We start from the raw sequence: 11,927 nt of genomic DNA, 5'->3' as shown, positions 1-11,927 counted from the left end.
GCAGGGCGGCGGCACAAGGGCCCACCAAGAAGGCCCATGCCGTCGACCCGTTCGGTTCGATGGTTGTTGTTGATATGGCGAGCTTGTAAGGAGATCCAACATGCCTTTTGAATTGATCGAAAACTACACCCCGGGAGCGACCATCAAGGTCGTCGGTATCGGCGGTGGCGGCGGCAACGCCGTCAACCAGATGGTCGAATCGGCCATCGAGGGCGTCGAGTTCATCTGCGTCAACACCGACGCACAGGCCCTGCGCAATTTCTCGGGCAAGTCCACCCTGCAGATCGGCTCGGGTGTGACCAAGGGTCTGGGTGCCGGTGCCAACCCGGAAGTCGGCCGTCAGGCCGCGCTCGAGGACCGCGAGCGGGTCAGCGAGATGCTGTCCGGTTCGGACATGGTCTTCATCACTGCCGGGATGGGCGGTGGTACCGGGACCGGCGCTGCGCCGGTCGTCGCCCAGATCGCCAAGGACATGGGCATTCTGACCGTGGCCGTGGTGACCAAGCCCTTCCCCTTCGAGGGCCAGCGCCGTCTGGCCGTGGCCCAGCAGGGCATCGATGAACTGGGCCATCACGTCGACTCCCTGATCACCATCCCGAACGCCAAGCTGTTGAGCGTGCTGGGCTCGGAGATTTCCCTGCTCAACGCCTTCAAGTCGGCCAACCAGGTCTTGTCCGGCGCGGTCCAGGGCATCGCCGAGCTGATCACCCGTCCGGGCCTGATCAACGTCGACTTTGCCGACGTGCGCACGGTGATGAGCGAAATGGGCATGGCGATGATGGGCTCCGGCACGGCCAGTGGCGAAGATCGCGCCCTGCTGGCGGCCCAGTCGGCCATCGGTTCGCCGCTGCTCGAGGACGTCAACCTCAATGGTGCCTGCGGCATCCTGGTCAACGTCACGGCGGGCATGAACATGACCATGAAGGAGTTCGAGGAAGTCGGCACGACCATCGCCGATCTGGCCAGCGAGGACGCCACGGTCGTGATCGGTACGGTGATCGATTCCGAGATGACCGACGACATCCGCGTCACCGTGGTCGCCACCGGCCTGGGCGAACAGAAGCCCAAGGAGCAGCAGCGCCCGATGAAGGTCGTGCGTACCGGCACCGACAACCGTCCGGCCTTCCGTGCCACCGAGGACAGCGAATCCCGCAACGAGCGCAAGGACGACCGCCGCGAGAGCGGCAAGCTGTTCGGTGAACAGAAGGAAATGGACTACCTGGACATCCCGGCCTTCCTGCGTAATCAGGCCGACTGATCGCCGAGTTCCCCGTCACCCGGATGGAATGATCCGGGCCGGGGCGGGTCCAAGGTCTGGAGACGGCACAGCGCCGCCGCGCTCGCCATCGGCGGCGCTGCGCCGTTGCCTTCGGCGCTTCGGATGACGTCTGAATGACAGAGTCTGTTGCGCCGGGGCAACACTTGTTGCCAAAACAACGAAAAAGGGCTTTTTCGCCACGTTCGTTGTGCTACCCTACGCCGGCGCATTGTCACAGACAGGTTACAGACCTTGATCAAGCAGCGAACTCTCAAGAACGTGATCCGGGCCACCGGTGTGGGTATGCACACCGGCGAGAAGGTCGTCATGACCCTGCGTCCGGCCCCGGTCAATGCGGGCATCATCTTCCGTCGCGTCGATCTCGACCCGGTGGTGGAGATCAAGGCCGACCCGCACAAGGTCGGTGACACCGCCCTGTCGACCACGATGATCCAGGACGGCGTCCGCGTGGCCACGATCGAGCACCTGATGTCGGCCCTGGCCGGTCTGGGCATCGACAACATCTATGTGGATCTGACCGCCTCGGAAGTGCCGATCATGGACGGCAGTGCCGGTCCCTTCGCCTTCCTGATCCAGTCGGCGGGCATCGCCGAGCAGAGCGCGCCCAAGCGCTTCCTGCGCGTGCGCAAGACGATCGAAGTCAGCGACGGCGACAAGTGGGTTCGTTTCGAGCCCTTCGACGGTTTCCGCGTCAATTTCACCATCGATTTCGACCATCCGGTCATCCGCAGTGGTTCCTGCCACTGCGACATGGACTTCTCGACGACCTCCTATCTGAAGGAAATCGCCCGCGCGCGGACCTTCGGATTCATGCGCGACATCGAGTACCTGCGCCAGCGCAACCTGGTGCTGGGCGGCAGCCTCGACAATGCCGTGGTGCTCGATGACTATCGGGTGCTCAACGAAAACGGTCTTCGCTACGAGGACGAGTTCGTCAAGCACAAGGTGCTGGACGCCATCGGCGATCTGTATCTGATGGGTCGCAACCCCATCGGCACCTTCACCGGCTACAAGTCGGGGCATGAGCTCAACAACCAGCTCCTGCGTACCCTGCTGGCCGACGCCAGCGCCTGGGAAGAGGTGACCTACCAGGACGACGGCCGCGCGCCGATCTCCTACGTGCAGCCGGCCCAGGCCATCTGATTGCTCGACCGGCCGGGTCCGATCCCGGCCTTGCCTCGCTCAGGCCGCCGGCCTGAGCACCACCACCCGAACGGAATCGATCGGTCGCGGCCAGATCTGGCGCGCCGCATCGAGGCAGTTTTCCGCTTCCAGCCGGGCGCGGGCCGCCCAGGTCGGCGACTCGGCCGCGAGTACCAGGCAGCCGTCTTCCACGCAGGCCACGCGGACATGCCCTCGGCACATCGGGCTGAGCACCGGTTGCACGCGTTGATCCAGCGACTCATAGGCTTGTGCCGCCCGCAGCAGGGCGCTCAGGCGGCGGTCACCGCTGGCCACCTCGACGGCACTTCGTTCGGGACGATCCTTCATGCCTGACGATGGTATCGGAAAGCGAAGGCTCGGGGCGGTTCCTGTCGCGGTCTGCAGTGGCCCTCGGGCTTCCGTTACAATGTTTGGCTGACCGCTTGCGGCCGCCTCTGTCCGTCCCCAAGTTGAATTCTTCAATCTAGATCATCGTCGAGCGCTTTGCGACCGGATTCTGCATGTTCAAAACCCTGATCACCAAAATCGTCGGCAGTCGGAATGACCGCCTGATCAAGCGTCTGGAAAAGGACGTCGAGGCCATCAACGCCCTCGAGGCCGAGTTCAAGGAACTCTCCGATGACGCCCTCAAGGCCAAGACCGAGGAATTCCGCCAGCGCCACCGCGACGGCGCCAGCCTCGACGACTTGCTGCCCGAGGCCTTCGCCGTGGCCCGTGAGGCCTCGGTGCGGACTCTCGGGCTTCGACATTACGATGTCCAGCTGATCGGCGGCATGGTGCTGCATCAGGGCAAGATCGCCGAAATGAAGACCGGTGAGGGCAAGACCCTGATGGCCACCCTGGCGGTGTATCTGAACACGATCGCCGACAAGGGCGTGCACGTGGTCACGGTCAACGATTACCTGGCTCGCCGAGACGCCGAGTGGATGACCCCGCTCTACGAAGCCCTTGGCCTGACCGTGGGCGTGTCGGTGCCCGGCATGACCCCGGCGGCCAAGCGAGCGGCCTATGCGGCCGACGTCACCTACGGCACCAACAACGAGTTCGGCTTCGACTATCTGCGCGACAACATGGCCTTCAAGCTGGAGCAGCGCGTCCAGCGCGGCCGCTTCTTCGCCATCGTCGACGAGGTCGACTCCATCCTGATCGACGAGGCGCGCACGCCCCTGATCATCTCCGGCCCGGCCGACGAGGGTCCGGAGGTCTACGTGAAGATGAACAAGATCGTGCCGCACCTGGTCCCGCAGACCGAAGAGGACGGCCCGGGCGATTTCAGCGTCGACGAGAAGGTCAAGCAGGTCTACCTGACCGAGGACGGCATGGCCAAGGTCGAAGACCTGCTGGTCAAGGCCGGCATGCTGAAGGAAGACGACAGCCTCTACCACGCCAACAACCTGGCCTTGATGCATACGCTTAACGCCTCGCTGCGCGCGCACCATCTGTTCGCGCGTGACGTGGACTACATCGTCCGCGACGGCGAGGTGGTCATCGTCGATGAATTCACCGGCCGCACCCTGCCGGGGCGGCGCTGGTCCGAGGGTCTCCACCAGGCCGTGGAAGCCAAGGAAAACGTGCCGATCCAGCGCGAGAACCAGACCCTGGCGTCGATCACCTTCCAGAACTACTTCCGCCTCTACGAGAAGCTGGCCGGCATGACCGGAACGGCCGACACGGAGGCCTACGAGTTCCAGAACATCTACAACCTCGAAGTGGTGGTCATTCCGACCCATCGCCCGATGGTCCGTGACGATCGGGCCGATCTGGTCTTCCTGACCAAGGCCGAGAAGTACGACGCCATCATCGAGGACATCCGCGAGCGCGTCGCCAAGGGCCAGCCGGTGCTGGTCGGTACGACCTCGATCGAAACCTCCGAGCTGATCTCCAAGGCCCTGAAGAAGGCCAAGGTGCCCCACGAGGTCCTGAACGCCAAGCAGCACGAGCGCGAAGCCCATATCGTGGCGCAGGCCGGTCGTCCGGGTGCGGTGACCATCGCCACCAACATGGCCGGTCGAGGCACGGATATCGTGCTGGGTGGCAACTTCGAAGCCGAGCTGGCCGAGATGGGCGAGAACGTCTCCGAGGCCGATCGGGCCAAGGCGAAGGAAGCCTGGGTGAAGCGGCATCAGGAGGTTCTCGACGCCGGCGGCCTGCACATCATCGGCACGGAACGCCACGAATCCCGTCGCATCGACAACCAGCTGCGCGGCCGCTCCGGCCGTCAGGGTGACCCGGGCTCGAGCCGCTTCTACCTGTCGCTGGAAGACAATCTGATGCGCATCTTCGCCTCCGAGCGGATGGGCGCGATGATGCAGAAGCTGGGCATGGACAAGGGCGAAGCCATCGAGCACCCCTGGGTCACCCGGGCGATCGAGAACGCCCAGCGCAAGGTCGAGTCGCACAACTTCGACATGCGCAAGAACCTGCTCGAGTACGACGACGTGGCCAATGATCAGCGCCGCGTGATCTACTCCCAGCGCGATGAGCTGATGGAGGCCGACGACATCAGCGAGACCATCGAATCGATCCGCGCCGAGGTCTTCGACGGTCTGTTCGCGCGCTTCTTCCCGCCCGGCTCGATCGACGACATGTGGGATCCCGAGGGGCTGGAGAAGGCGCTCGAGGGTGACTTCGGCATCGATGTCCCGGTCCGTCGATGGGTGGAAGAAGACGACGAACTCACGGCCGAAGAGCTGCACGAGCGCATGATGGAAATCGTCGAGGCCCACTACCAGGCCAAGGAAGAAATGACGGGTCCGGAGGTCATGCGCCAGTTCGAGAAGGCGGTCATGCTCTCGATCCTCGATCAGCAGTGGAAAGAGCACCTGGCGAGCATGGACTACCTGCGCCGTGGCATCAGCCTGCGCAGCTTCGCCCAGAAGAAGCCCCAGCAGGAGTACAAGCGCGAAGGCTTCGAGATGTTCACCGAAATGCTCGATTCGATGAAGCACGAGGTGATGAAGGTGCTCGCTCGGGTCCAGGTCAAGGGCCAGGACGACGTGAGCGCCGTGGACGCCCAGCGCCGCGAGACGCCGATGCAGTTCCAGCACGCGGACGCCCAGGGCGGTTCTCCGCAGCCGCAGCGGGCGCCGGACGGGCAGCCGCAGCCCCAGCTCAAGCCGGACACGGTCGTGCGTGACGGCCGCAAGGTCGGACGCAATGAGCCCTGTCCCTGCGGGTCGGGCAAGAAGTACAAGCAGTGCCACGGCAAGCTGGGCTGAAGCCCGCTTGCCTGAACTCGACTGCGAGTCGGCTCGTCCGGCCCGGCGATGAGTTCCCTGCCTGAGCCCATGGCGCGTGCCGAAGTGCTCGTCGCCGCGGCCGTGATTCGCGACGAGCGCGGCCGCATGCTGTTGGCCCGACGGCCGGAAGGCAAGCATCTGGCCGGCCTCTGGGAGTTTCCCGGGGGCAAGTGCGAGCCCGGCGAATCGCCGCATCAGGCCCTGGTGCGTGAGCTGCACGAGGAGCTGGGTATCGAGGTCGATCACTCCGAGCCCCTGCTCAGCCTGACCCATCACTATCCCGGCAAGACCGTCCGCCTGCTGATCCGGACGGTGGATGCCTGGCATGGGGAAGCGCACGGCCGGGAGGGCCAGGCGGTCGACTGGTATTCCCTGACCGACGCCCGCCGCCTGCCGATGCCGGCGGCCGACCGTCCGATGCTGCAGGTCCTCGATCTCCAACCGTGCTTTCTGCGGGATCCGGGCTTCGATGCCTTCGATTCCGGTGAGGCCTTCCTGGGCGACTGGCAGGCGCGTCTGGACGCGGGCCAGCGTTTCCTCGAACTGAATGCCGATCGTGTCGATCCCGCCCTTCTGGAATCCGTGGCTGGCCGCTGTGGTGAGCTGGCTCGGCGCGCTGGCGCGCGCTGGCTGCTCAACGGCGAACCGGCTCTGGCCGAGCGCCTGGGCGCCGATGGGGTGTGCCTGAGTTCAGGCGTCCTGAATTCGCTCGAGGCGCGTCCACTGCCGCATGATCGTCTGGTCGTGGTGGCGGTCAGAACTGCGGCCGAGCTCGAGCAGGCCGGCGAGATCGACGCCGATCTGATCTGTCTGCCGGTGGAGGCAGGCTGGGGCGACTTCGAAGCCCGAGTTGCCCAGTCGCCGCTGCCCGTGCTGGCTTCGGAATGCGAGGACCTGGAGACGGCGAGGTCGCACGGCGCCTTCGGCGTGGCTCGGGTCTGGAAGGCCGAGCCATGAGGCGCTGGCAGTCCGTGCCCCTGCCGCTTCGTCGCCGGGCTCTGCCGCGGGCCGGGCAGGTCCATCTCTGGCTGACCGATCTCGACGAGCTGCCCCTGGAGGCCGGGCCTTCCGGGCTGACGCGCAAGGAGCGCGTGCTCAAGCGTCGCATCCAGCAGCGCTTCGTGTTGCGTCTGCTGCTGGGCAGCTACCTGGGCCTGCCGGGCAAGGATGTCCAGGTCATCCAGTCCGACCGCAACGACAAACCGCGCCTCGGGGGCGTTCATGAGGACAGTGGCCTGAGTTTCAACGTCTCGCATTCCGATCGCTGGCTGGCCATCGGCCTGGTTCGCGATCAGGAGGTGGGCGTGGACATCGAGGCCGAGCGCGAAATGCGCCGTGCCGGTGACCTGGCCCGGCGCTACTTCAGCGGCCCGGACTGCGAGCGAATCGATCAGCTAGACGAGCCCGAGCGTTCGTCCTGCTTTCTCAACCAGTGGACCGCGCGCGAAGCCCTGGTCAAGGCCGTCGGCTGTGGCCTGGCCGGCAGCCTCGGCAAGATCGAACTCGACTGCGAACCCACCGAGATCCGCCAGCTGCCCGAGGATTGGCCGCAGGCGTGGCAGTTGTTGAAGCCCGATTGGCCCGCCGGCCTCCTGGGCCACCTGGCCATCCCGACGGGCCAGGATCTGGACTTGAGCTGCTACTGGCTGCAGACCTCGAAGGGGTAGGTGTCGGTTTAGGTCGGCGATGCCGATGGGCTTCGTTCGGTTCCGGGTGGGTGCGTGGGGATGTGTGCGTCGGATTGTCGGTGGGGGTTCGGTCATCTCGCAGTCGAGTTGACGGAGATATCTGAGGCATGGACCGTCTTCGTTCCGTTCCGGGTGGCAGCCGCGGTATCTGTGCGTCGAGTTTCGGGTGATGCTTGAGTTATCTCGCAGTCGAATTGACGGAGATATCTGAGGCATGGACTACGGTTTCCGAGCATCGTGGCGGGGGCGCCTGTGACGATCACCGGCACCCCGGGCCACCCGAGGCCCCGGGCCCATCAAACATCGGCTCCGTCAATCGGGGCCCTGGGTAGGTCGGGGCCACGTCCCCGACGGTCCATGTCCCCGACATCTCCGTCAACCCGACGGCGCAATGCCGCAGCCATCGCGGAAAACCCGACGCACGGATATCGCCGGCATCACCGGCCAGGCGACATGCACCGGTCCACCGTGGTGATGGTTTCGGGGTGCCGTTGATCGACATCGATGGCACCCCCGCCACGATGCTTGCGGACCGTAGGTCGGGCCCACGCGCCCGACGGTCCATGTATCCGACATCTCCGTCAACCCGACGGCGCAATGCCCCAAGCATCGCGGAGAATCCGACACACGGATATCGCAGGCATCGCTGGCCACGCGACATGCACCGTCTTACGATGGTGATGGTTTCGTGGTGGCTTCGTTCGGTTCCGGGTGGGTGCGTGGGGATGTGTGCGTCGGATTGTCGGTGGGGTTCGGTCATCTCGCAGTCGGATTGACGGAGATTTCGGATGTATGGACCGTCGGGGACGTGGCCCCGACCTACCCAGGGCTCCGATTGACGGAGCCGATGTTTGACGGGCCCGGGACCTCGGGTGGTCCGGGGTGCCGTTGATATAGACCGTTGGCACCCCGCCACGATGCTCGGAAACCGTAGACGGTCCATGTCCCCGACATCTCCGTCAACCCGACGGCGCAATGCCCCTGGCACCGCGGAAAACCCGACGCACGGATATCGCCGGCATCACCGGCCAGGCGACCTGCACCGGTTCACCATGGTGATTTGCGAGGCTCAGGCCTCCCGCGGTCTCATCCCCGCCAGGAACGCCAGCCGATGATCAGACCGAGCAGGGCGCTGACGCCGCCGGCGATGGAGATGTCCTGCCACAGGGGACCGACCTGGTAGCCGGCGAGCACGGCGCCGGCCACGATCAGACCGGCGGCCACGATGGCGCCGGGCAGGCGGCGGTTGTGCTGGCCCAGTTCCTCGGCCAGTTCGGCCAGGTCGCTGGAGTCGATTCGAGTGCGGATATGGCCGCTGCCGGCCATCTTGAGGTACTCGTAGATCAGGGTCGGCAGCTCCGGGCTGCGGGCCAGCATGCCGGGCAGCTGGCGACGGATGCGCTGGGCCGTGCGCGGCAGGCCGTAGCGTTCCTGGTAGATCGATTCCAGTTCGGGTTTGGCGACTTCCCAGATGTTGATCTTCGGGTAGAGATCGCGACCCATGCCTTCGATGTTGAGCAGGGTCTTCTGCAGCATGATCAGCTGCGGCTGGATGGTCAGCTTGAACTTGCGGGCCACCTGGAACAGATTGATCACCAGCTCGGCGAAGCTCACTTCCTCCAGCGGCCGGGTAAAGGCCGGCTCGCATACCGTCCGCGCAGCCGCCTCGAGCTGATCGATGCGGGTGTCTGCCGGCACCCAGCCGGCTTCGACGTGCAGCTCGGCCACGCGTCGGTACTCGCGGTTGAAGATGGCCAGGAAGTTCTCGCCGATGTAGTAGAGGTCCTTCGGCGTCAGGCTGCCGACGATGCCGAAATCCAGGGAGATGAAGGTCGGGTCGTCCGGGTTGCTGGCATCGACCAGGATGTTGCCCGGGTGCATGTCGGCGTGGAACAGATTGTCGCGGAAGACCTGGGTGTAGAAGACGCGAATGCCCCGGCGCGCCAGCTTCTCCAGGTCCACGCCCAGGCGCTTGAGTTCGTCGATGCGGCGAACCGGAATTCCGCTCACGCGCTCCATGACCAGCACGCGGCTGGCGGTCAGCTCCCAGTGGATCTCGGGGATGTAGAGGTCGGAGGAATCCTCGAAATTGCGCCGGATCAGCGAGGCATTGGCTGCCTCGGCCTGCATGTCCAGCTCGCCATCGACAACGCGCTCGAATTCGGCCACGACCTCATCCGGTCGAATCCGTTCGCCCTCGGGATGGGTCTTGCGGACCAGGCGGGCCAGGCTCTTGATCAGGGCCAGGTCACGGTCGATCTGCCGCTTGATGCCCGGGCGGACGATCTTGACCACGACCGATTCGCCGCTCTTGAGCCTGGCGCCGTGCACCTGGGCGATCGAGGCCGAGGCCAGGGGCGTGTTCTCGAAGTCCTCGAAGAGCTCGTCGATGGGGGCTTCGAGTTCGGCCTCGACGATGGCGCGGGCTTCGTCGACGCCGAAGGGTTCCACATCGTCCTGCAGCCCGGCCAGCTCGTCGGCGATGTCCGGTGGCAGCAGATCGCGGCGGGTGGAGAGAATCTGTCCGAACTTGACGTAGATCGGCCCCAGTTCCTGCAGGGCCAGGCGCAGACGATGACCGCGGTTGGCGTCGACCGGCGGGCGGGGGCCCCACGACAACACGCGTGCCGAGCTGGCCAGGAGGTGGATCGGCCAACCCTTCAGGCCTTCGTCCAGGCGATAGCGCGCCAGGGTCAGGCCGATGCTGGCCAGACGCAGGCCGTGACGGATCATGCCCGACCCTCGCGACGCAGGCGGGATTCCAGGCGGTCGGTCGCTTCGCGCAGCTCGTCGACTTCGGACACGAAACGGTCGACCTCCTCACGAGTGACCAGCAGGCCGCTTTCTTCGCGCAGGTAGCGCGCGACCTGGTCCCCGGCCGTGCCCAGGCTATGCCTGCCCAGATCGAGCACGTCCCGGGCCAGGCGCCAGACCTGATGGCCGATGACCTCGCCGAATTGTTCGGTGGCCAGACGTTCCCAGTCCGGGTCGAGCTGGCGGAAGAGTTTCTCCAGGGCTTGCGCCGTGCCTGCATCCCCTTCGATGCGCACGCCACTGCCCGGCGTTCGCCAGTCGGGCACGGCCATGGCCAGCAGGGCCGCCGGCGTGCCGCGGATGGTGGTGTCGGGCTCGGTTTCAGAGAGCGATTCAGCGCTCACGTTCAGGCGGCCGGCCTGGCCGCTGAAGAACAGATCGATGCCCACGCCCTCGAGAGCCAGTTGCACGCTGCGACCCTCCAGCGAGGCGAGGCGGTCTGCCGCGCGCTCGTCCAGGGCGACCGCGCGCTGGATCGCCTGGTCGATCAGGCCCGCGAACAGACCGGGCAGGGGCGTGAGGTATCGGGCCATCAGACCTTCGCGCCACGGTGGATGGCGCAGATGCCCGCCGACAGGTTCTGCCAGCTGACCCGCTCGAAGCCGGCCTCGCGCATCTGCTCGGCCAGGGTCTCCTGATCAGGAAAGCGGCGAATCGACTCGGCGAGGTAACGGTAGCTGTCCGCATCGCCGGCGATGCGCGCGCCCAGGCGCGGCAGCACCTGGAAGGACCAGCCGTCGTAGAGCTTCGCCAGGGCCGGCAGGCCGACCTTCGAGAACTCGAGGATGTGGACCCGGCCGCCGGGCTTCAGGACCCGGTGCATGTCCTTCAGGGCGCGGTCGCGCCAGGTCACGTTGCGCAGGCCGAAGGCGATGGTCACGTGGTCGAACTGCTGGTCGGCAAAGGGCAGGGCCTCGGCGTTGACCTGCAGCCAGTCGAAGCCCTGGACCAGGCCCGCCTCGTCCATGCGAGCGCGGCCGACGGTGAGCATGGCATGGTTGATGTCGGCCACGGTCACGCGAGCGCCGGCCTTGTGCGCCAGGCGGGCGATGTCGCCGGTGCCGCCGGCCAGGTCGAGGAGGCGATCGCCCTGGCGGATGCCGCAGCCCGCGACGAACTGGCGCTTCCAAAGGCGGTGAATGCCCATGGACATCAGGTCGTTCATCAGGTCGTACTTGGACGCGACCGAGGTGAACACCTTCCCGACCAGCCGCGTCTTTTCCTCCGGCGCGACTTCCTTGTATCCAAAATCCGTCATGTCTGTGTGCCTGTCGAGGTGTCCTGCCAGTTTTCGATATTCATATCTACCACGAAGGTCACGAAGGGCACGAAGAAAGAAGAGCTTTTACTTCGTGTCCTTCGTGCCTTCGTGGTTTCAATCGCTTTAAGACGCGCCACCGGATCCGAGGTCGTCGCGCAGTCGTTGCGCATAGCGGGCCAGATTGGTCTCCATGTTCTGGCCCAGATCATAAAGGAAGGACCATGAATACAGGCCGCTGTTGTGGCCATCGTCGAAGTGCAGGGCCACGGCGTAGCTGCCGATCGGCTCGATTCTCGTGATGTTGACGTCTTCCTTGCCGGTCATCAGCATCGGCTCGGACAGGCCGTGCCCGCGCACCTCCGCCGAGGGCGAATGGGTGCGCAGGTACTCGCAGGGCAGCTCGAAGCACTGGCCGTCGTCGTATTCGACGACCAGCACCCGGCGGGATCTTTCCAGCCGGATCTCGGTGGGTTCGGCCATTC

10 protein-coding genes are annotated in these 11,927 nt (G+C 65.4%); 5 read left to right on the top strand and 5 right to left on the bottom strand.

All coding sequences use genetic code 11. The features are described from left to right. Positions 1 to 100 precede the first annotated feature (100 nt). A complete protein-coding gene (ftsZ, locus tag WM2015_RS11955; protein WP_049726260.1) occupies positions 101 to 1,258 on the top strand; it encodes a cell division protein FtsZ in 1,158 nt (385 codons plus the stop codon). Between the two features lie 252 nt (positions 1,259 to 1,510). Next, the gene (lpxC, locus tag WM2015_RS11950) at positions 1,511 to 2,422 is read left to right on the top strand and encodes a UDP-3-O-acyl-N-acetylglucosamine deacetylase (protein ID WP_049726259.1); all 912 of its coding nucleotides are present in this window, start codon (positions 1,511 to 1,513) and stop codon (positions 2,420 to 2,422) included. Between the two features lie 39 nt (positions 2,423 to 2,461). On the opposite strand, the gene WM2015_RS11945 is transcribed toward lpxC, so the two are convergent. Beyond that, the gene (locus tag WM2015_RS11945; RefSeq protein WP_049726258.1) at positions 2,462 to 2,770 is read right to left on the bottom strand and encodes a DciA family protein; all 309 of its coding nucleotides are present in this window, start codon (positions 2,768 to 2,770) and stop codon (positions 2,462 to 2,464) included. A 173-nt stretch (positions 2,771 to 2,943) separates the two neighbouring features. On the opposite strand from WM2015_RS11945, the gene secA reads away from it, so the two are divergent. The 3 genes from secA to WM2015_RS11930 are packed head-to-tail and all read left to right on the top strand — an operon-like array spanning position 2,944 to position 7,349. After that, on the top strand, positions 2,944 to 5,661 hold the full coding sequence (gene secA / locus WM2015_RS11940) for a preprotein translocase subunit SecA (protein WP_049726257.1): 2,718 nt from the start codon (positions 2,944 to 2,946) through the stop codon (positions 5,659 to 5,661). A gap of 48 nt (positions 5,662 to 5,709) precedes the next feature. Continuing rightward, positions 5,710 to 6,639: a Nudix family hydrolase gene (locus WM2015_RS11935; protein WP_049726256.1), complete on the top strand. Its 930-nt coding sequence runs from the start codon at positions 5,710 to 5,712 to the stop codon at positions 6,637 to 6,639. Beyond that, complete coding sequence (locus WM2015_RS11930) at positions 6,636 to 7,349, top strand: 4'-phosphopantetheinyl transferase family protein (RefSeq protein WP_049726255.1); 714 nt, start codon at positions 6,636 to 6,638, stop codon at positions 7,347 to 7,349. The genes WM2015_RS11935 and WM2015_RS11930 overlap by 4 nt, the downstream gene beginning before the upstream one ends. 1,107 nt (positions 7,350 to 8,456) lie before the next feature. On the opposite strand, the gene ubiB is transcribed toward WM2015_RS11930, so the two are convergent. From ubiB to WM2015_RS11910, 4 genes are all read right to left on the bottom strand, one after another. After that, on the bottom strand, positions 8,457 to 10,103 hold the full coding sequence (gene ubiB, locus WM2015_RS11925) for a ubiquinone biosynthesis regulatory protein kinase UbiB (protein ID WP_211260930.1): 1,647 nt from the start codon (positions 10,101 to 10,103) through the stop codon (positions 8,457 to 8,459). After that, positions 10,100 to 10,717 (bottom strand): ubiquinone biosynthesis accessory factor UbiJ, encoded by a 618-nt coding sequence (locus WM2015_RS11920; protein WP_049726254.1) that lies wholly within the window; start codon positions 10,715 to 10,717, stop codon positions 10,100 to 10,102. The genes ubiB and WM2015_RS11920 overlap by 4 nt, the downstream gene beginning before the upstream one ends. Continuing rightward, the gene (gene ubiE / locus WM2015_RS11915; RefSeq protein WP_049726253.1) at positions 10,717 to 11,442 is read right to left on the bottom strand and encodes a bifunctional demethylmenaquinone methyltransferase/2-methoxy-6-polyprenyl-1,4-benzoquinol methylase UbiE; all 726 of its coding nucleotides are present in this window, start codon (positions 11,440 to 11,442) and stop codon (positions 10,717 to 10,719) included. The genes WM2015_RS11920 and ubiE overlap by 1 nt, the downstream gene beginning before the upstream one ends. 126 nt (positions 11,443 to 11,568) lie before the next feature. Beyond that, the gene (locus WM2015_RS11910) at positions 11,569 to 11,925 is read right to left on the bottom strand and encodes a gamma-butyrobetaine hydroxylase family protein (protein ID WP_049726252.1); all 357 of its coding nucleotides are present in this window, start codon (positions 11,923 to 11,925) and stop codon (positions 11,569 to 11,571) included. Positions 11,926 to 11,927 lie beyond the last annotated feature (2 nt).

This window comes from Wenzhouxiangella marina (genome assembly GCF_001187785.1).
GTDB classification, from domain to species: Bacteria; Pseudomonadota; Gammaproteobacteria; order Xanthomonadales; family Wenzhouxiangellaceae; genus Wenzhouxiangella; species Wenzhouxiangella marina.
This window is presented reverse-complemented; position numbering and strand designations above follow the sequence as displayed.

Excerpts from the sequence above, each read along its gene's own strand:
- ftsZ (WP_049726260.1), top strand. The coding sequence starts at position 101 with ATGCCTTTTGAATTGATCGAAAACTACACCCCGGGAGCGACCATCAAG.
- WM2015_RS11945 (WP_049726258.1), bottom strand. The coding sequence starts at position 2,770 with ATGAAGGATCGTCCCGAACGAAGTGCCGTCGAGGTGGCCAGCGGTGAC.
- secA (WP_049726257.1), top strand. The coding sequence starts at position 2,944 with ATGTTCAAAACCCTGATCACCAAAATCGTCGGCAGTCGGAATGACCGC.
- WM2015_RS11935 (WP_049726256.1), top strand. The coding sequence starts at position 5,710 with ATGAGTTCCCTGCCTGAGCCCATGGCGCGTGCCGAAGTGCTCGTCGCC.
- WM2015_RS11930 (WP_049726255.1), top strand. The coding sequence starts at position 6,636 with ATGAGGCGCTGGCAGTCCGTGCCCCTGCCGCTTCGTCGCCGGGCTCTG.
- ubiB (WP_211260930.1), bottom strand. The coding sequence starts at position 10,103 with ATGATCCGTCACGGCCTGCGTCTGGCCAGCATCGGCCTGACCCTGGCG.
- WM2015_RS11920 (WP_049726254.1), bottom strand. The coding sequence starts at position 10,717 with ATGGCCCGATACCTCACGCCCCTGCCCGGTCTGTTCGCGGGCCTGATC.
- ubiE (WP_049726253.1), bottom strand. The coding sequence starts at position 11,442 with ATGACGGATTTTGGATACAAGGAAGTCGCGCCGGAGGAAAAGACGCGG.
- WM2015_RS11910 (WP_049726252.1), bottom strand. The coding sequence starts at position 11,925 with ATGGCCGAACCCACCGAGATCCGGCTGGAAAGATCCCGCCGGGTGCTG.